Source organism: Caulobacter henricii, from assembly GCF_001414055.1.
GTDB classification, from domain to species: domain Bacteria; phylum Pseudomonadota; class Alphaproteobacteria; order Caulobacterales; family Caulobacteraceae; genus Caulobacter; species Caulobacter henricii.
The window spans coordinates 2,391,267-2,410,940 of sequence record NZ_CP013002.1 but is presented as its reverse complement, the minus strand read 5'-3'; the positions used below and the strand labels follow the sequence as shown (position 1 = coordinate 2,410,940).

At 65.9% G+C, this 19,674-nt stretch carries 17 protein-coding genes; 14 read left to right on the top strand and 3 right to left on the bottom strand.

Features of this window, described 5'->3' with window-relative positions; translation table 11 throughout:
• The first annotated feature begins 213 nt into the window (after positions 1-213).
• From serS to dipM, 4 genes are all read left to right on the top strand, one after another.
• Positions 214-1,518, top strand: coding sequence for a serine--tRNA ligase (gene serS / locus AQ619_RS11300; protein ID WP_062147393.1), 1,305 nt, complete (start codon positions 214-216; stop codon positions 1,516-1,518).
• A 5-nt stretch (positions 1,519-1,523) separates the two neighbouring features.
• On the top strand, positions 1,524-2,318 hold the full coding sequence (surE, locus tag AQ619_RS11295) for a 5'/3'-nucleotidase SurE (RefSeq protein WP_062147391.1): 795 nt from the start codon (positions 1,524-1,526) through the stop codon (positions 2,316-2,318).
• Positions 2,315-2,974 (top strand): protein-L-isoaspartate(D-aspartate) O-methyltransferase, encoded by a 660-nt coding sequence (locus tag AQ619_RS11290; RefSeq protein WP_062147388.1) that lies wholly within the window; start codon positions 2,315-2,317, stop codon positions 2,972-2,974. The genes surE and AQ619_RS11290 overlap by 4 nt, the downstream gene beginning before the upstream one ends.
• Before the next feature lie 98 nt (positions 2,975-3,072).
• A complete protein-coding gene (dipM, locus tag AQ619_RS11285; RefSeq protein WP_062147385.1) occupies positions 3,073-4,953 on the top strand; it encodes a cell division endopeptidase DipM in 1,881 nt (626 codons plus the stop codon).
• A gap of 40 nt (positions 4,954-4,993) precedes the next feature.
• On the opposite strand, the gene AQ619_RS11280 is transcribed toward dipM, so the two are convergent.
• A complete protein-coding gene (locus AQ619_RS11280) occupies positions 4,994-5,242 on the bottom strand; it encodes a hypothetical protein (RefSeq protein WP_062147382.1) in 249 nt (82 codons plus the stop codon).
• Between the two features lie 810 nt (positions 5,243-6,052).
• On the bottom strand, positions 6,053-6,892 hold the full coding sequence (locus AQ619_RS11275; RefSeq protein WP_062147379.1) for an ATP-binding protein: 840 nt from the start codon (positions 6,890-6,892) through the stop codon (positions 6,053-6,055).
• Between the two features lie 117 nt (positions 6,893-7,009).
• Between AQ619_RS11275 and yajC the strand changes: the two genes are divergently transcribed.
• From yajC to AQ619_RS11245, 6 genes are all read left to right on the top strand, one after another.
• Positions 7,010-7,318: a preprotein translocase subunit YajC gene (yajC, locus tag AQ619_RS11270; protein ID WP_084745932.1), complete on the top strand. Its 309-nt coding sequence runs from the start codon at positions 7,010-7,012 to the stop codon at positions 7,316-7,318.
• 59 nt (positions 7,319-7,377) lie between these two features.
• Complete coding sequence (secD, locus tag AQ619_RS19365) at positions 7,378-8,979, top strand: protein translocase subunit SecD (RefSeq protein ID WP_062147373.1); 1,602 nt, start codon at positions 7,378-7,380, stop codon at positions 8,977-8,979.
• Positions 8,980-9,945 (top strand): protein translocase subunit SecF, encoded by a 966-nt coding sequence (gene secF, locus AQ619_RS19360; RefSeq protein ID WP_236849460.1) that lies wholly within the window; start codon positions 8,980-8,982, stop codon positions 9,943-9,945.
• 2 nt (positions 9,946-9,947) lie between these two features.
• Positions 9,948-10,310, top strand: a complete 363-nt coding sequence (locus AQ619_RS11255; RefSeq protein ID WP_062147367.1) for an Mth938-like domain-containing protein — start codon at positions 9,948-9,950, stop codon at positions 10,308-10,310.
• An 87-nt stretch (positions 10,311-10,397) separates the two neighbouring features.
• On the top strand, positions 10,398-11,009 hold the full coding sequence (locus AQ619_RS11250) for a urate hydroxylase PuuD (RefSeq protein WP_062147366.1): 612 nt from the start codon (positions 10,398-10,400) through the stop codon (positions 11,007-11,009).
• Between the two features lie 70 nt (positions 11,010-11,079).
• A complete protein-coding gene (locus AQ619_RS11245) occupies positions 11,080-11,793 on the top strand; it encodes a squalene/phytoene synthase family protein (RefSeq protein ID WP_062147365.1) in 714 nt (237 codons plus the stop codon).
• A 119-nt stretch (positions 11,794-11,912) separates the two neighbouring features.
• Here the strand turns inward: AQ619_RS11245 and AQ619_RS11240 are convergent, their stop codons facing one another.
• Positions 11,913-13,964, bottom strand: a complete 2,052-nt coding sequence (locus AQ619_RS11240) for a S9 family peptidase (protein ID WP_062151609.1) — start codon at positions 13,962-13,964, stop codon at positions 11,913-11,915.
• A gap of 340 nt (positions 13,965-14,304) precedes the next feature.
• Here AQ619_RS11240 and lpxC point away from each other — a divergent pair, with 340 nt between their 5' ends.
• The 4 genes from lpxC (at position 14,305) to AQ619_RS11220 (ending at position 19,606) form a co-directional block, all read left to right on the top strand.
• Complete coding sequence (gene lpxC, locus AQ619_RS11235; protein ID WP_062147364.1) at positions 14,305-15,201, top strand: UDP-3-O-acyl-N-acetylglucosamine deacetylase; 897 nt, start codon at positions 14,305-14,307, stop codon at positions 15,199-15,201.
• A gap of 108 nt (positions 15,202-15,309) precedes the next feature.
• Positions 15,310-16,227 (top strand): outer membrane protein assembly factor BamD, encoded by a 918-nt coding sequence (locus AQ619_RS11230; RefSeq protein WP_062147363.1) that lies wholly within the window; start codon positions 15,310-15,312, stop codon positions 16,225-16,227.
• Positions 16,228-16,383: 156 nt separating this feature from the next.
• Positions 16,384-18,081, top strand: a complete 1,698-nt coding sequence (gene recN, locus AQ619_RS11225) for a DNA repair protein RecN (RefSeq protein ID WP_062147361.1) — start codon at positions 16,384-16,386, stop codon at positions 18,079-18,081.
• A 256-nt stretch (positions 18,082-18,337) separates the two neighbouring features.
• On the top strand, positions 18,338-19,606 hold the full coding sequence (locus tag AQ619_RS11220) for an NRAMP family divalent metal transporter (protein WP_207205001.1): 1,269 nt from the start codon (positions 18,338-18,340) through the stop codon (positions 19,604-19,606).
• The last annotated feature ends 68 nt before the right edge of the window (positions 19,607-19,674 follow it).

Here is a 19,674-nt window from a genome sequence, read left to right as displayed (position 1 = left end):
ACTGCTTTTGAAAGTATTCCTATCTGTTCTTAAGGTGCGCCAATCTGTCGCTGTGATTTCTGGGTGCGACTTGTTGTCGCAGCTGGTGGTCTCGGGACAACATGGCAGTTGGCGACGAATCCGTGACGCCATGCCCCCCTGAAAAGGTTGGCACCTCAGCCGACGCGCCTTAGAGAGGGCGCTTCTCTAAGCCACTCCTCGAGCCCGCTTCCGATGCACGACATCAAGGCCATCCGCGACAATCCTGAAGCCTTTGAAGCCTTTGAAGCCGCCTGGTCGGCCAAGGGGCGGTCGGGCGCGGCCGCTGAAGCGGTCAGGCTGGACGCCCAGCTGCGCGCCGCCCAGACCGCGCTGCAGGAAAGCCAGGCCAAGCGCAACGAGGCCTCCAAGCGCATCGGCATGGCCAAGGCCCAGAAGGACGAGGCCCAGGCCCAGACCCTGATGGCCGAGGTTGAGACCCTGAAGGCCCTGATGGCCGAGGCCGCCGTGCTGGAAGCCGAGGCCGGGAGCCAGCTCAAGGACCTGCTGGCCAGCCTGCCCAACATCCCGGCCCACGACGTGCCGCCCGGCGAGGATGAGGCGGGCAATATCGAGATCCGCCGTTGGGGCGATGCCTCGACCCTGCCCGCGGGTCGCCTGAACGCCCCGAAGGATCACGTCGACCTGGGCGCGGCCTTGGGCGGCATGGACTTCGAAGCCGCCGCCCGCATGAGCGGTGCGCGCTTTGTGGTGCTCAAGGGCCAGATCGCCCGGTTGGAACGGGCGCTGGGCCAGTTCATGCTCGACCTGCAGACGGTGCAGCATGACTATATCGAGGTCAGCCCTCCGCTGCTGGTCAAGGACGAGGCGCTCTACGGCACCGGACAGCTGCCGAAGTTTGCTGAAGACCTGTTCCGGACCACAGCCGAGCACTGGCTGATCCCCACGGCCGAGGTATCCCTGACCAATATCGTCCGCGAGCAGATCATCGACGAGGCCGCTCTGCCCCTGCGGATGACGGCCCTGACGCCCAGCTTCCGCTCGGAGGCCGGCGCTTCGGGTCGCGACACGCGCGGCATGATCCGCCAGCACCAGTTCTACAAGGTCGAGCTGGTCTCGATCACGACGCCTGATCAGAGCGAGGCCGAGCACGAACGCATGGTCGGTTGCGCCGAAGCAGTGCTGAAGGCCCTGAAGCTGCCGTTCCGCACCATGCTGCTGTGTACCGGCGACATGGGCTTCGGGGCTCGCAAGACCTATGACCTCGAGGTCTGGCTGCCGTCGCAGAACACTTTCCGCGAGATCAGCTCCTGCTCGAACTGCGGCGACTTCCAGGCCCGGCGCATGGACGCCCGGTTCCGCAAGGCCGGCGAGAAGGGCACGCAGTACGTCCACACCCTGAACGGTTCGGGCCTGGCCGTCGGCCGCACCCTGGTGGCTGTGCTGGAGAACTATCAGGACGAAAACGGCGTCATCACCGTTCCGGAGGTGCTGGTTCCCTATATGGGCGGCATCACCCATCTCGGCGGTCAGGCCTGAGCCGCATGCGCATTCTCCTCACCAACGACGACGGCATCCATGCCCCCGGCCTCGTTGCGCTGGAGAAGATCGCCCGTGCCCTGAGCGACGACATCTGGATCTGCGCGCCGGAATACGAGCAGTCGGGGGCCAGCCGGGCCCTGACCCTGGCCGATCCGCTGCGCGTGCGCCGTCTGGATGATCGCCGCTTCGCCGTCGAGGGCACGCCCACCGACTGCGTGATGATGGCCGTCCAGCAGCTGATCGAGGGCCCGGCACCGGATCTGGTGCTGTCGGGCGTCAATCGCGGCCAGAACATTGCCGAGGATGTCACCCTGTCGGGCACGGTCGCCGGTGCCATCGAGGGCATGGCCCTGGGCATCCGCTCGATCGCCCTGTCCCAGGCCATGAACTATTTTCATGATGAGGTCGTCGCCCACTGGGAGACCGCCGAGACCTTTGGTCCGGGGATCATCCAGCGCCTGCTGGAGGTGGGCTGGCTCGCCGACGTGATCATGAACGTCAATTTCCCGGCCCTGCCGCCGGAACAGGTGACGGCGGTCGAGGTCACGCGCCAGGGCTTCCGCGACGGCCACCTGCGCCACTGGGACAAGCGCACGGACCTTCGGGGCCGCGACTACTACTGGATGGGGTTCACCGCCACGCCGTCAAAGCCCAAGGACGGCACCGACCTCAAGGCGGTTTATGAGGGCCGGATTTCGGTCACGCCCCTCCATATCGATCTCACGCACAATGAAACCGTCCACGCCCTGAAGGGGGTTCTGGGCGGCGCGCCGCCCAAGGCCGGAGGGCGCGGATGAGCGGCAAGGCCAAGATCGCGCCCACCACCGATCTGCCCCTCCTGATGCAGGCCCTGCGCGATCAGGGCATCACCGATCCCCAGGTTTTGGCGGCCATCGAGAAGACGCCGCGGGATCTGTTCACGCCCGATCTGTTCAAGGCGCGCTCCTGGGAGGACTCGGCCCTGCCGATCGCCTGCGGCCAGACCATCAGCCAGCCCTATATTGTCGGCCTGATGACCCAGGCCCTGACCATCGAGCCGCGCTCGCGTGTGCTCGAGATCGGCACAGGGTCGGGCTACCAGACTACCGTCCTCAGCCATGTTTCGCGGCTGGTCTATACGATCGAGCGCTACCGGACCCTGATGAAGGAGGCCGAGGCGCGTTTCGCCCGGCTTGGCCTGACCAATGTCATCACCAAGTTCGGGGATGGTGGCGAAGGCTGGGCCGAACAGGCGCCGTTTGACCGTATTATGGTCACGGCCGCCGCCGAAGATGATCCGAAACGCCTTTTGTCCCAACTCAAGCCCAATGGTGTCCTCGTGGCGCCGATCGGGAAGGGGCCGGTTCAGAGCCTTCGCCGCTATGCCGGTGACGGCAAGGGCGGTTTCAAGGTCGAGGTGCTGTGCGACGTGCGGTTTGTGCCGCTGCTCGACGGCGTGGCCCGCGACCAGTGAAGCGGGAATGGGGGCGCGGCCTGTGCGGCGTCCTTGCGGTTAATGATTGATTTACCCTCACAGGGGCGTCTGGACGACTTGTGAGGAAAGGAGAGGCTATGAGGCAGTTGTGGACGCGCGCGGCGGTGATCGCCCTGACGGCTGGAACCCTCGCGGCCTGCGAGTCGACCGGGGGACCGCAATATCCCGCGCGCGACGGCCAGCCGGGCGGATCGGCTCCCAGGGCCCAGACCCCCAATTTTCCCATCACCCAGGCACCGGCCGCCGAACCGCTCGATACGCGCCCGTCGGCCCCGGAAGTCATCCGCCGCGAGCCGATCCCGGTCGAGCCGGCACCGCCGACCTATAGCGAACCGCCGGTGACCCGGGCCGAGCTTCCGCCGCCGCCGCCCCCGCCTCCGGCCCAGATCCGGCCCGCTGCTCCGATCATCGTGACCACGGTGGCCGGCCCGGTGGTGGACGTGCCCGGCAAGCCGCAGATGCGGATCGTGGAATCCGGCGACGCCTTGGACGCGATCGCCCGCGGCTTCGGCACGACCCGCGCCGAACTGGTCAAGCTCAACGACCTGGAGAAGCCCTACCGCCTGAAACTGGGCCAGAAGATCGTCGGGCCGGCCGGTCCGAAGTCCAAGGCCTATGTCGTGCAGTCGGGCGACACGATGTTCGCCATCGCCAAGCGCTTTTCCGTCACGGCCGCCGCCCTGGCTGAGGAGAACGACCTCAAGGCCGGCGCGGCGATCAAGAAGGGCCAGAAGCTGCTTCTGCCCGACGGCTTCAAGGACAAGGGGCCGACCAAGACCGCCGTCGCTGCCCCGCCGTCCAGCACCCCGGTGACGACGCTTGCCGGTGCCTCGACGCCGCCTGCCGTCCGTCCGGCGGAGACGTCGCGTCCTGCGACCACCACCCCGGCCGCCCCGCCCCCCGTTTCCACCCCGGCGGCGAGCCCTTCGGTGACCCCGGCCAGCGTCACGACCACCACGACCACGACCAGTGTGACGGGAGCCGTGGTCACGGTGGCCGGACCGCGTCAGGTCTATACGGTGAAGTCTGGCGACACCCTGACGGCGATCGCCCGGCGCTTCGACATGAGCGTCAGCGACCTGGCCGAGGCCAATGACCTCAATCCCGACAAGGCCCTGAAGCTGGGTGCGAAGGTCAAGGGCCCGGCCACCACGGCCAAGGCCTATGTCGCCCAGACCGGCGACACCCTGACCGCCATCGCCAAGCGCTTCAATGTCACGCCCAAGGCCCTGGCCGCCGAGAACGACCTGAAGGTCACCGCCACCCTGAAGAAGGGGCAGAAGATCGTCCTGCCCGACGGCTACAAGGACAAGGGCCCGATCAAGACGACCACCACCTCAACCCGGCCGGCGGCCGGATCGACGGTGGCCCAGGCTCCGACGACAGGCGAATCCACCGTGACGACGCCGTCGGCGCCGATTCCCTACCGTCCCGGCCCGGCGACGCCGCGTCCCAGCGCTCCGGTCGCGGCCCTGCCGGTCAATCCGCCGCCCTCGCTGCCGGCCCGCCCGATCATCGAGAGCAGCGCCGCCCCGACCGAGGCCGAGATCATTGCCTCGGGCAAGGGCAAGTTCTCCTGGCCGCTGCGGGGTGAGATCATCTCCGACTTCGGGGTCAAGGGCACCGGCCAGCGCAATGACGGCCTGAACATCCGCGCCAATGCCGGAGCGCCGGTCGTGGCCTCGGCCGATGGCGAGATCGCCTATGCCGGCAACCAGGTGCCGACCTTCGGCAATCTGGTGCTGGTCAAGCATGCCGACGGCTGGGTCACGGCCTATGCCCATCTCGGCTCGACCGACGTCAAGATGCGTCAGCAGGTCGTCAAGGGGCAGCAGCTCGGTACGGTCGGTTCGACCGGCGGGGTCAATGAGCCCCAGCTGCACTTCGAGATGCGCTATGCGCCGACGGTCAAGGACAAGGCTCGCCCGGTCGATCCGGCCCTGCTCCTGCCGCGCTAGAATAAAGGACGGCCCGCTTCGCAAGAGGCGGGCCGTTCGTCTATTCGTCGCCCCAGCGCCAGCCCCAGGGCTTGTCGCTCTTTTTCCAGACCAGCACGACGACGCCGGCGATCAGTCCCAGATGCAGGCTGACAGTCAGCCAGGGATGCGCTTGGACGAGGGGCGCGGGCAGGGCAGACAGGCCGATCATTGCGGCTATGAAGGCCACCAGCACCACCCAGCCTTCCCAACTGCACGGCAGGCCCGCGCCGAAGCCGTATGACTTTGTCCGAAACCACGGCTTGGCCATGGGGACTCTCCGGGTTGATTTCCTGCCCGATCATAAACCAAGCGGCGAGCGGTGTCTTGCGATCCCGGGACTTGTCCCCTGGCCCCTTCGTTCCGTCGCGCCGTGAGATTTCAGGCTGGCTCCGTTCGGCGCGAAGGGTGAAGTGCCTTCCGGCTAACGCCGCAGGCCCCCTCCTGACCTGCTACGCAGGTCGTCCTCCCCCCTGCGGGGGGAAGATGAGATCGTCGCCCTTCATCTTCCCCCTCCGGGGGAAGACGATCGCGAAGCCAACCGTAGGGGGCAAGTGCGGGGATGAACTGCCCTAATTCCCGTTTCGGTTTCGAACAAATCCGTTCGAAATCAACGCTCTGCAAAAACAACCATCGCGCCAATCCGACGCGCCCAAACCTGCCGTATTCTGTCCCCACCTCGTCGCGAGGAAAGGGCGCTTGGCCAGCGACCATGGCGGCGGCGGGGGGTGATCGAGCGGGATTGGGCTTCAGGGGGATACTGAAGCGCGTCCGGGGATCTGGTTGCTGGCCAGACCCGCCCGCCGTCGGCGTGGTTGAAGGCAAAAGGGCGTGTCTGGCTGTAAGCCCGTCCTCTTCGACCGCCGGAGCGCGCCGGAAACGGCGGGGTCCGGGTCCCGGTAAGGCCTCAACAGGGCCACCTGGCGGGAGGCTGGCGGATAACGGTGACGCGGAGCGGTCGGCTTCGTCGAAACGGTTACTCTATCCAATCATCCGGACGTCGTCCGGACGCTCCGCGACCCTTTCCATCACCCTCGCAGCCCAAGCGCGAGGGCGCGCGGCCATGTCCAGGGCCTGGCCGTTAAGCCGGCAGCCCCTTGCCCAGCTCCCCGGCCAGATCGCGGATGAACTGCCAAGCCACGCGGCCCGAGCGCGCGCCGCGCAGCTGCGACCATTGCAGGGCCCTGCGGTCGAGGTTCTCGACCACCAGGTCGAAGCGTTCGGCATAGGCGCGGATCGCCTGCAGATAGGTCGCCTGATCCATGGGCGGAAAGCCGATCCACAGACCGAAGCGGTCAGAGACGCTCATCTCCTCTTCAGCGTTCTCGGCGGCGGCAATGGCACCCTGGGTCTCGACATGGTCGCGCGGCATCAGATGACGGCGGTTGGAGGTGGCGACGAACAGGACATTCTCCGGCGGGCCGGCCACGCCGCCCTCCAGGGCCGACTTCAGGGCCTTGGCGGCCGCCGCGCCGTCCTCGAACGACAGGTCGTCGCACAGCACCACAAAGCGCTCGGCCCGCACGCGCAGCAGATCAAACAACGGCGGCAGAGCGGCGATTTCGTCGCGATCGATCTCGATCAGTTTCAGATCGGCGTGATCCCGGCAGACCGCCATGAAGGCGGCCTTGGTCAGCGAGCTCTTGCCTGTACCGCGCACGCCCCACAACAAAACGTGGTTGCACGGCAGGCCGGTGGCGAAGCGGTTCAGGTTCTCGACGAACCGGTCCTTCTGCCGCTCGACCCCGACCAGCAGATCCAGGGCCATCGGATAGTCCGGGGCGGCGACGAAGGCGTCACGCGCGCAGTCATGCCGAAAAAGGCGTCCGCCGCTGAAATCCGGCGGGGTTTTCGCGGCCGGTGCCAGCCGTTCGAGGGCGTCGGCGATCCGGGCGAGCAGGGCATTTTGGGCATCGATCATGGGCCGGTCCTAACCTTGCCGCGCCGTCATTGCAAAACAGCAGGTGAACGCATAGCTTCCGCCGACTTGGCGAGACCCTATATGGGGGTCCCGACCGCAGAAATTCTTGGAGACGTTATGTCCGGTGGCCTGAGCGCGCAGCTTATGCAAATTGCCCCCATCCTCCTGATGGTGGTGCTGTTCTATTTCATGCTGATCCGTCCGCAACAGAAGCGGGCCAAGGAACATCAGCTGATGCTGTCCAATCTGAAGCGCGGCGACAATGTCGTTCTGTCCAGCGGCGTGCTGGGCAAGATCGTGCGGGTCGAGGACAAGGAAGTCGGCCTCGAGATCGCTCAGGGCGTCACCGTCAAGGTGGTCAAGGGCATGATCACCGAAGTCCGTGCCAAGGGCGAACCCGCCCCGGCCAACGACCCCAAGAGCTGATCACCTAGATCGTCCGCCGACCACAGACGCCGCAAGGCGTCGTCCAGAGCCTTTAATCCATGCTGACACTGTCCCGCTGGAAGATCATCGTCGTCACCCTGTCGGTGATCTTCGGCCTTGTCTTCACCCTGCCGAACATTCTGCCGCAAAGAACGCTCGACGCTCTGCCCGGCTGGGTTCCCAAGCAGAAGCTCAACCTGGGTCTCGATCTCCAGGGCGGCTCCTATCTGCTGATGGAGGTCGACACGGCCGCGCTGCGTCGCGAACGCCTGACCAATCTGGTCGAAGACGTTCGCACCAGCCTGCGGGGCGAGCAGATTGCCTTTGGCGACCTGCGCGAAGCCGGCGGCGTGATCAGCGTGCGCATTACCGACGCCGCCAAGGTCGATGAAGCCGCCAACCTGCTGCGGCAGTCGGTGGGGTCGCCCCTCGTCGGCGCGATCGGTGGTCGCGACGTCTCTGTCGCCACGCGCGACAACCAGCAGCTGGAGATCAGCTTCGTACCCGAGGCGGCCAAGGCCGACGCGGCCATGGCTGTGGAGCAGTCGATCGAGACCATCCGTCGCCGCATCGACAGCCTGGGCACCAAGGAGCCGACCATCACCCGTCAGGGCCTCGACCGGATCGTCATCCAGGCGGCCGGCGAAAGCGATCCTGAAAAGCTGAAGGCCGTTATCGGCAAGACCGCCAAGCTGACCTTCCAGATGGTCGACGAGAGCGTCACCCCCGAGGACATGGCGGCCGGCCGCATCCCGCCGGGTTCCGAAATGCTGCCCAGCGAGGACGGCTATGTTCCGGCCTATGTCGTGCGCAAGCGGGCCGTTGTGTCGGGCGACGAACTGACCGATTCTCGCCAGACCTTCGATTCCCAGAGCGGCAATCCGGTCGTCTCGTTCAATTTCAACGGCCAGGGCGCACGCAAGTTCGGCGATGCCACGGCCCGGAACATCGGCAAGAAGTTCGCCATCGTCCTGGACGCCAAGATCATCTCGGCACCGGTCATCAATGGTGCCATCACGGGTGGTTCCGGGATCATCACCGGCAATTTCACGCCCGAGAGCGCTTCGGAACTGGCCCTGCTGCTGCGGTCGGGCGCTCTGCCTGCGCCGCTGAACGTTGAAGAACAGCGCACGGTCGGCGCCGAACTGGGAGCCGACGCCGTCAAGGCCGGGGCAATCTCCACCCTGGTGGCCTTCATCACCATCGTCGTGTTCATGCTGCTGTCCTATGGCCTGCTGTTTGGCGGCATCTCGGTCATCGCCCTGGTGATCAACTGCACGATGATCGTGGCGGCCATGTCGATCACCCAGGCCACCCTGACCCTTCCCGGCATCGCCGGCCTGATCCTGACCCTGGCGGTGGCCGTGGACGCCAACGTGCTGATCTATGAGCGGATGCGCGACGAGGCCCGGGCCGGCAGATCGGCAATCATGGCCGCCGACGCCGGCTTCTCTCGCGCCATGAGCACGATCATCGACGCCAATGTCACCACCCTGGTGGCGGCAGGCATCATGTTTGCCTTCGGTGCCGGCCCGGTTCGCGGCTTTGCCTGGACCCTGTCGATCGGCGTGTTCACCTCGGTGTTCACCGCCGTGCTGGTCAGCCAGCTTCTCATCGGCTGGTGGTTCCGCGCCGCCCGCCCCAAGAAACTTCCGATCTGAGTGAGCGCACCCATGGCCTGGCCCCTGATCAAGCTGCTCCCGCAGAAAACCAACTTCACCTTCGTCAAGTTCGCACGCCTGATGGCGCTGATCAGCGCGGTCCTGGTGGTCGCCTCCCTGATCGGCGTCTTCAAGCCCGGGCTGAACCTGGGCATCGACTTCAAGGGCGGTTCCGTCATGGAAGTCTCGACTGCGCCCCGCGCGGTCGATCTGGCCAAGGTGCGCTCTACGCTTGAAGCCCAGGGCCTGGGCGATGTTCAGGTGCAGGCCTTCGGTGCCGTCGACCGCGCCCTGGTGCGGTTCCAGACCCCGGCAGGCGGCGACGCCGGCGTCACCCTGACCAATGCCAAGAACGCCCTGCGCCAGTCACTGGGCGACCCTGTGCAGTTCATCAATCCCTCTGCGGTCGGCCCCAAGGTTTCGGGCGAACTGTTCCGCAGTGGTATCATTGCCCTGGCACTCGCGATCGGCCTGATGTTCCTCTACATCTGGTTCCGCTTCGAGCCGCAGTTTGGCCTTGGCGCGGTTGCGGGTCTTCTGCACGACCTGATCCTGACCTTCGGCTTCATCGTGCTGTTCAAGATCGAGTTCAGCCTCAATACGGTCGCGGCCCTGCTGACCGTGATCGGCTACTCGATGAACGACACCGTCGTCGTGTTCGACCGCCTGCGCGAAAACCTGCGCAAGTACAAGAAGATGCCGCTCGGCGAGGTGATTGACCTTTCGATCAATGAAACCCTGTCGCGCACCATCATCACCGGCGTCACGGCCATCATGGCCCTGGCGGGTCTGGCGGTGTTCGGCGGCGAGGCGCTGTTTGGCTTCTCGGTCGTGATGATCTTCGGCATCGCCGTCGGCACCTATTCGTCGATCTATGTCGGTGCGCCGATCATCCTGCTGTGGGGCGTCAAGCGCGGCGACGAAGAGGCGACGCCGATCAAGCTCGGCGCGGCCTCGCGTCCCTGATCATGGCTGAACCGCGCCGTCCGCCCTCGATCGACGCCTGGGGCGGCGGCGGCTTCCGCGTCTCCGGCCTCTGGCATCCGGGCTCACTGCTGGTCATCGATGACAAGCCGCGGGCCTGGTCGGCCTCGGCCCTGGCGGCCCTGACCCCCGACGACTTCGTCGAGGTCTTCGCTGCCGGCGGCGCGGTCGAGTTCGTGCTGCTGGGCGGGGGGCTGGTCAATGCCCTGCCGCCCCGTGATGTCCGCGATGCCCTGAAGGCGGCGGGTATCGGCCTCGAGTTCATGAGCACCGAGGCGGCGGCCCGAACCTATAATGTCCTGGCCAGCGAAGGCCGGCGGCTGGCGGCGGCCCTGATCGCCGTCTAGAAAGCGTTGTTTTCCGGGCTTTGCCCGACTCTTCGATCCGGCCTATAGCTTGCCGTCAAATTTCTTGGGTTCTTAGGGGGAACTTGGATGTCCGGACTTCTCGCGAACTTCCGCAACACCATCATCGTCAGCGTCCTGCTGTCAGTCGTGATGGCCGTTGGCTACTACATGCATGCCGGTGGCGGCCTGGTCTTCTTCGAAGCAGTGTTCCGCTTCATGCACGTGTTCTTCGGCATCCTGTGGATCGGGCTGCTTTACTATTTCAACTTCGTGCAGATCCGCGTCATGCCGCAGATCCCGGCCGAGCTGAAGCCGGCGGTCAGCAAGTACATCGCGCCTGAAGCCCTGTTCTGGTTCCGCTGGGCAGCCCTGGCCACCTGGGTCATGGGCGTGATCCTCGCCATGAGCCGCAACTATCTGTTCGAGGCCGCGACCCTGGGCTTGGCCGGCGGTTACTCGCCCGAGGTCGACGCGCGCTACACCTTTATCGGCGTGGGCATGTGGCTGGCGACCGTGATGTTCTTCAATGTCTGGGTGTTCATCTGGCCCAACCAGAAGATCGCGCTCGGCATCGTCGAGGCCGATGCCGACGCCAAGGCCAAGTCGGCCCGACTGGCCATGCTGTTCTCGCGCACCAACACCCTGCTCAGCATCCCGATGCTGGCCACCATGACGATGAACCAGACGCTGTTCGGCTAGACCCCGACCAAAATCGTGTAAGGGGAGGGCCCGCCGGGGAATCGGCGGGCCCTTTCTCGTTTGAAGACCCATGGCCGACACCGAAACCCTCGACGATCTCGTCCGCCGCGTCGATCCCGACCGCTGGCTGGCCAGCCGCTTCATCGCCGATCCGGCGGCGCGGGCCGATGTGATCGCGCTCTATGCGTTCAACTACGAACTTGCCCGGGTGGCCGGCGGGGTCTCCAACGCCCTGATGGGCGAGATCCGCCTGACCTGGTGGCGTGAGGCCATGGATGAGCTCGCGGCCGGCAAGGCCCCGCGCAAGCATCCCAATGTCGAGGCCCTCGCGGCCTCGGGCATCGACCCCCTGGCCTTGGCCGCCATGGCAGAGGCCCGGTTCGCCGATCTTGACGAGGTCCCGCCGGAAGACGAGGGCAGGGTGCTTGCCTATATCGACGCCACCGCCGGAGCCCTGGCCGTGCTGGCCGCCCGGCGGCTGGATGTGTCCGCCGACCCGCACGCCGTCAAGGGCGCGGCCCGTGCCTATGGCCTGGCCGGTCTATGGCGATTGAAACAGGCGGGACGGTCGCGCCTGCCGGACGCGTGGACGCCGGTTGACCTGGCCCGGCGGGTGGCAGAGCAGCTGAAAGCCGCTCGCCGCGAGGTGAGGGGCCTGCCCGTCGCCGCCTTCCCGGCGATTGCAACGGCGGCCCTGGCCGGTCCCTATGCCCGGGAACGCGACCCGGGTGAGCTGGAGAAAAAGGCCCGCCTCACCTGGTCGGTGGCGACGGGCCGGGTCTAGAGCCCTTTCCGACCTGATGGCTTCATCAGGGTCGGGTGAAAAGGGCTCTAAATCAAAAGCTTAGAGCATTTTTCGATCCGATAACCGTTTCACACTTATCGGAAAACGCTCTAGGCGGACTATTTCTTCTCGGCCGTCCAGGTGTTCAGCCAGTCCAGCACCTCCTTGTGCCACTGCACCGAGTTCTGGGCCTTCAGGACCCAGTGGTTCTCATTGGGGAAGTACAGCAGCTTGCTGGGCACGCCCTTGCGCTGCAGGGCGGTGAAGGTCGAGAGCCCCTGCTCGAGCGGCACGCGATAGTCGAGCTGGCCCTGCACGACCAGGGTCGGCTTGGTCCATTTGGCCACGTGGTCGGCCGGATTGAACTTCGTAAAGGTCGTGTTCGGCTCCCAGGGGGTGCCGCCGTTGTCCCACTCGGTGAACCACAGCTCCTCGGTCGCATAGCCCATGAAGCGGGTGTCGAAGATGCCGTCGTGATTGACCAGGCACTTCCAGGGCTCGTTCCAGTTGCCGGCGATCCAGTTGATCATGTAGCCGCCATAGGAGGCCCCCAGGGCGCAGGCCCGGTCGCCGTCCAGGAAGCTGTAGGCCTTGAGGGCGTGGCTCCAGCCTTTCTGTAGGTCCTCCAGCGGACGATCGCCCCAGTGCTGGCTGATCGAGTCGGTGAAGGCCTGGCCGTAGCCCGTGGAGCCGTGGAAATCGATCATCACCACGGCATAGCCGGCATTGGCATAGACCTGCGGGTTCCAGCGATAGCTCCAGGCATTGCCGAACGAACTCTGGGGCCCGCCATGGATCAGGAAGGCCACCGGATACTTGCGGGCCGGATCGAAATTGGCCGGCTTGACGACGAAGCCGTGGACGGTTTCGTCATTCCAGCCCTTGAAGTTGAACTGCTCGGGTTCGCCCCAGGCGACGCTCTTCAGGGCCTCGGCGCTGACGCTGGCGATCTTGACCGCGGGGCCCTTCGGCGGCAGCAGGAAGAGCTCCGACGGGCTCTTCAGGGAGTCCTGGGCATAGACCAGGCCCTGCGGCCCGACATCGAAGGCGCTGACATGGCCGGCACCGGTCAGGGCCGTGACCTTGCCGGACTTGACGTCGATCGCGAACAGCTTGGCCTGGCCCACATCGAAGGCGGTAGCATAGATCGTCTTGCCGTCCGCGCTCCAGGCGACGGCGTCGGCCGAACGGTCCCAGTCCGGTGCCAGTTCGCGGTCCTGCTTGGTGGTCCGGTCGCGGATCATGATCCGGAAGCGGTCAGCCTCAAAGCCGGGACGGCTCATGGCGCGATAGACGGCAAACTTGCCATCCGGCGACGGTACGGGAGCCGTGTCCCAGGCCTTGTTGGCGGCGGTGCGATTGCTGATCGGCTCCGAACCATCGAACTTGGCGACCCAGAAGTCGTAGTTGGTGCTCCAGGCCTCGTCCTTGCCGGCCAGCTTGGCTGTGAAGGCGACGCCGTCCTGCTCCGGGGTGATGACAAAGTCTTCGTCGCCGCCGAACGGCTTGGTGGGGCTGTCGCCGTCGAAGCCCTTCATCAGGTCGACGGGCGTCCCGGTCGCCACGCCCTTGTCGTCAAGCGCATAGGCGAACAGGTGGTTCTGGGTTCCGTTGTCCCAGGTATCCCAGTGGCGGACGAACAGGCGATCATAGACGACGCCCGTCGCCTTGGATGCAGCCTTGGCGGCGAGGCGGGCCTCGGTGCAGCCCAGGTCCGGGCAATCCGGGAACACGGCCAGGCCGACGACGACGGTCTTGCCGTTCGGCGACACCTTGAAGGCCTGAACATCAAACGGCGTCCGGGTCACCTGCACGGCAGTCTGACCCGCCACGTCGGTGCGGAACACCTGGTCGGTCCCGCTGGCGCGGCCGGACAGGAAATAGATCGACTGGCCGTCGCTGCTCCAGCGGCCGCTGCTGGCCCCGCCGTCCGAAATCGCCAGGCGCTGTGGTGGGGTCCTGGCCTTCAGATCGGCGATCCACAGCGACATCGAGGCCTTGTTGGCCTCAAAATTCATCGTCCGGACCGAGTACAGGACATAACGCCCGTCCGGCGACACACGCGGATCGCTCAGCCGGTCGAGGCTGGCCATGTCCTTGGCGGTGAAGACCTGCCGCTTTACGGGTTCCGGCGCGCCGGCCGCAAGGGCCGCACCGTCCAGGGTCACCATCAGGGCCAGGGCCGAAGCCGCCAAACGCAAACTGTCGATCTTGAAACGCAAGGTTCTGGCCTTTTTCTACCGGACGGAAGCGGTCAGCCTATCCCTGGCTTGCGCGTGAGGCCAGCAGGGAGGGTGAAAGATCGTCCTGGACGATCGTCCGCCGACGATGAAAAGGATGTGGCGAATTTGTGTCAAAAAATCGTCACGATTACAAAGGCTTGGAAGGTAACAATCCGAAACAGGACTTGCTTTGCCGCACTGCGGCATCGTCCCTAAATGGTACACAGGGCATAGAGCGGTCGAAGAGCCGCCCGTGAACCGTCCATGAGTAGAGTTACAAGGGTCTATCGTGTCGGCTTCGGCGTATTTTCAGCACACGGTCGCAGGACCGGTGATCTTTGCGGGGATCGGTCTGCACACGGGCGAGCATGTCCGTGTCGCCGTGCGGCCCGGCGGGATCGACACCGGGATCGTGTTCCTGCGCACCGATGTCCACGATCTGGACAACCGGGTTCCGGTCAAGCCGGATGCCGTCTGTCAGACCCAGCTGGGCACCGTGATCAATAATGCCGACGATGTTCGGGTCTCGACCATCGAGCACCTGATGGCGGCCTTGGCGGCCCTGTCGATCGACAATTGCATCGTTGAACTGGACGGTCCTGAGGTCCCGATCATGGATGGCTCGTCCGAGCCTTTCGTGCAGGTCCTGGACCGCGCCGGCCGGCGCCGGCAGGAAGCCGCCCGCAAATATATCGAGATCCTGGAGCCGATCCGCGTGGAGGAGGGCGACAAGGTCGCCAGCCTGACCCCGTCGGATCGCTTCGAGGTGGCCTTCGAAATCGCCTTCGGTAGCAAGGCCATCGGCCGCCAGCGCGTCGATCTGACCGTGGACGAAGAGTCCTTCCGGTCGGAGCTGTCGAACTGCCGCACCTTTGGCTTCGTCCGTGACGTCGAGGCCCTGCGTGCCATCGGTCTGGCGCGGGGCGGTTCGATGGACAATGCCGTCGTCATCGACGGCGATCGCGTTCTCAATCCCGAAGGTCTGCGCCGTCCCGACGAGTTCGTCCGCCACAAGGCTCTGGACGCGGTCGGCGACCTCTATGTGCTGGGTGCGCCGATCATCGGCCGCTTTGAAGGGGTTCTGGCCGGTCACGGCCTCAATAACGCCGTGGTTCGGGCGTTGCTGGCCCAGCCGCGCGCCTGGCGCCTGCGCACCCACGCGCTGGAACTGGCCGAGGCTGTCTAAAGAAAAGCGCGACCGGCGTTGTCGGCCTTCGCATTTGCGCCCTTGGCGGCGTGGTGTAGAAGCCTTGCACGGCGCTGAGGCGCGCGTTTGCTTCGAGGGTGATAGTCCGTGCTTCTTAAATTCCCGGGTCGTTCGGCCGTCGTCCTCGCCGCCGTTCTCGTCTCCGTCACGGTCGCGGGCTGCGCCGGCAAGGCCAAGAAGCCGACCCTGGTCTATGAAGAGCGGCCAGTGGAGCTGCTTTACGCCACCGGTGCCGACCGGCTGGATCGCGGCAGCTGGAACGAGGCCGTCGACTATTTCCGCGAAGTCGAACGCCAGCATCCCTATTCGGAGTGGTCGCGCCGCTCGATCCTGATGACCGGCTTCGCCCATTATCAGGGCAACCAGTACAATGACGCCATCGGCGACGCCGACCGCTTCATCTCGCTCTATCCCGGCAATCCGTCGGCCTCCTACGCCTACTATCTGAAGGCCGTTTGCTATTTCGAGCAGATCGTCGACGTGAATCGCGACCAGGCGGCCACCGAGCAGGCCCTGGCCTCTCTGCGGGACGTCGTGCAGCGCTATCCGTCCAGCGAATATGCCCAGGACGCCCGCCTGAAGATCGACATGGTCAATGACCAGCTGGCCGGCAAGGAAATGGCGATCGGGCGCTACTATCTGCGCCAGGGTCAGGCCCTGGCCGCCATCGGCCGTTTCAAGACGGTGATCGACCGTCACCAGACCACGTCCCACACCCCCGAGGCGCTCTACCGCCTTGTGGAGTCCTATCTGACGCTCGGCCTGACCGAAGAGGCCAAGCGCAACGGCGCGGTACTGGGCTTCAACTTCCCCGGCGATCGCTGGTACATGGACGCCTACAAGCTCCTGAACGACGCCGGTCTCAAGCCCGCCGTCGAGCCTCTGACTCCCGGTGCCAAGAAGAACCTGCTGGACCGCCTGGTGCGCGACAAGAACGCCACCCTGGCTCCTCCCGGTGAAAAGCCGGCCGGTAAGGGCGGCGTCCGCGGCGCGCTCGGGCTCTAGACTTCTGATTTAGAGCCCTTTTCGTCCGACCCTGATGACGCCGTCAGGTTGGATGGGGCTCTAGCCGGGCCGGGCGCGCGCCTTTCGGAACACAAGCTGAACATCAGGGCGTCTGAGCGCTTTGAGAAACGCTGATTCTGCGCGATTCTCCGCGACATGCTGATTGGCCTCTCCATTCGCGACGTCGTGCTCATCGAGAGCCTGGATCTGGCCATTGGTCCGGGGCTGACGGCCCTGACCGGTGAAACCGGGGCCGGAAAATCGATCATCCTCGACGCCCTGGGCCTCGCCACCGGCGCAAGGGCCGATGCCGGCCTCGTGCGACGCGGCGCGACGGGCCAGGCCTCGGCGACTGCCATCTTTGCCCTGCCGGCCGACCACCCCGCCTTTGCCTATCTGGACGACAAGGGGCTGGACTACGGCCGGGACGAGGATCTGGTCCTGCGTCGCCAGCTGTCGCCGGACGGCCGGTCCCGGGCCTTTGTCAATGACCAGGCCACAAGCGTCGGTGTACTCAAGGATCTGGGTGCCCTGCTGCTCGAGGTGCACGGCCAGCACGAAACGGTCGGCTTGCTGGATCCGCGCACCCACCGCACCCTGCTGGATACCTTTGGCGGGGTCGCGGTCTCGGCCGTGGCCTCGGCCTGGAGCGGCTGGCGGGCGGCGCGCGAGAAGGCCGAGGCCCTGCGAGCCCTGGCCAATCAGGCCGCTGCCGAGACCGAAGAGCTGACCCTTCGCCTGGCCGAGCTGGATCGTCTCGACCCTCGTGAAGGCGAGGAAACCGCCCTGGCCGAGGAACGCGCCCTGCTGGGTTCAGCCGAAAAGGCCCTGGCCGATATCGCCTCGGCCCAGGATGCCCTCGGCGGTGATGCCCTGTCCGGCAAGCTGGCCCAGGCCTTCCGCGCCCTGGAGCGGGCGCGCGAACGGGCCCTGCATGCCGGGGCTCCAGCGGACGGCGCGGCCATGACCCGCCTGACGGCCGCCTGCGATGCCGTCGACCGGGCCCTGGTCGAGGCCCAGGAGGCCAGCGCTGCCATCGACGCCGTGGCCGAGAGCTTCGAGTTCGAACCTGACCGGCTGGAAAAGACCGAGGAGCGCCTGTTCGCCCTGCGCGCCATGGCCCGCAAGCTGAATGTCGCCACCGAAAACCTGCCGTCCCTGCGCGCCGAGTTCGCGACCCGCCTGCAGGCCATCGAGACCTCGAGCGAAGCTCTAAAGGCTGCCGAGGACGAAGCCGCCTCGGCCCGCGACGGCTACATCTTCGCGGCCGAAGCCCTGACGGCCGAACGCCGGGCCGCCGGCGATCGCCTTGCCGTGGCGGTCGAAGCCGAACTGGCTCCGCTGAAGCTGGACAAGGCCAAGTTCCGGGTAGCGGTCGAGCCTCTGCCGGAGGACCGGGTTGGCCCAACCGGCATGGATCGGGTGGCCTTCGAGATTTCGACCAATCCCGGGGCCCCCTTCGGCCCCATGGAAGCCATCGCCTCCGGTGGCGAACTGGCGCGTTTCGCCCTGGCGCTGAAGGCGGCCCTGGCCGGGCGCGGGTCGGGTCCCCAACCGCTGATGATCTTCGACGAAGTCGACCAGGGCGTCGGCGGAGCGGTGGCGGACGCCGTGGGGCAGCGGCTCAAGCGTCTGGCCGAGAATGCCCAGGTGCTGGTGGTGACCCATTCGGCTCAGGTTGCGGCTCGCGGCGACGCCCACTGGCGGATCGCCAAGTCCGGCGATGATCAGGCGATCCGTACCCGCGTCGAGCCCCTGTCGCCCGGTCAGCGCGAGGAAGAAATTGCTCGCATGCTATCCGGCGCTGAGGTCACTGAGGCGGCGCGCGCGGCGGCTCGAGCGCTGATCAGCTAGGATCTGCAGACATACTGATCGCTGTAAGGCGACAGTCTCGTCTTTCGACAAGCTCAAGATGAGGCCTTTGCAGGGTTCGGCGATGAAACAGCGCTCATCCTGACGGCGCGCTCGGCACGGCGAGGCGAGGGAAGGGCTTCGGAGCCTGCGTCAAGGCTGACGCGTAATAGCCTGAGAGTTCCGGCGCAGCGTCACGGGCTGGCCTCCCCTTGATCAGGATCAAGGTGAAGAGGTTGCGGCGCTCTACAGCTTGGCTGTGAGCAAGACCAAACCCTCTCGACTGAAACGGTTTTTCGCCCAGCTGGGGCCGGGGCTGATCACCGGCGCGGCGGATGATGACCCCAGCGGCATCGGCACCCACAGCCAGGTCGGCGCAGAGTTTGGCTATGGCCTGGCCTGGACCTTCGTTCTCAGCTTTCCCCTGCTCGCCGTCATTCAGCAGGTCGCCGCCGAGATCGGCCGGGTCTCCGGGGGCGGCATAGCCCGCAACCTGCGCCGCCATTACCCACGCCCCTTGCTGATTGGCGTCGTCCTGCTGTTGCTGGTCGCCAACATCATCAATCTTGGCGCGGATCTGAGTGCGATGGGCGCGGCCCTGTCGCTGCTGACCGGTGGCCCTAGTGCCCTCTATACGCTGCTGTTCGGCGTGTTCTGCGTCGTGGTCGAAGTCTTCCTGGACTATGCTCGTTACGCAGCCGTGCTGAAGTGGACCACCCTGTCCCTACTCAGTTACTTCGCCGTGGTGATGGTTGCGGGTGTGCCCTGGGGCCAGGCCCTGCTGGCCCTGGTCGTTCCTGAGATCCAGTGGAACGCAGCCTATGCGACCGCTTTCGTGGCGATCCTCGGCACGACCATCAGCCCCTATCTGTTCTTCTGGCAGGCCGGCCAGGAGATCGAGGAGCAGCACCGCCATCACGCCAAGCCCCTGTGCATCACCCCCAAGGAGGCTGACCCGGAGCTGCGGCGCATCCGCACCGACACGCTGGTGGGCATGTCCTTCAGCACGCTGGTCTCGCTGGCGATCGTCTTCGCCACCGCCGCGACCCTTCACGCACACGGGATCACCACCATCACCACATCGGCCCAGGCGGCCGAGGCGCTGAAGCCCATTGCCGGACCGTTTGCCTTCGCGCTGTTCGCGGTGGGCATTATCGGCACGGGCCTGCTCGCCGTGCCGGTGCTGGCGGGATCGGCGGCCTATGCCGTGACCGAGATGGTCGGCGTGGCCGGCAGCCTCGACGCCAAGCCCAAGCGCGCGCGCCTGTTCTACGCCACGATCGCCGTGACCACCTTGCTTGGGGCGTCGCTCAACTACATCGGGATCGACCCGGCCCGCGCGCTCTACTGGGCCGCCGTGGTCAACGGCGTTCTGGCTGCGCCCCTGATGGCGGTGATGATGCTGATCGTTCGCAATCCCAGGGCCATGGGCCGGCTCACCCTGTCCAATGGCGAGACGGCCCTGGGATGGGCCGCGACGGCGGTCATGACTGCCGCGACGGTGATCTTCTTTGTAACGGCACTGTAGGCCTAACGATCAGGCTGGCGTGCGCCGGAAGGAGCGTTTTGCGCCGGCATCGGCTAAAATCCCGGCGA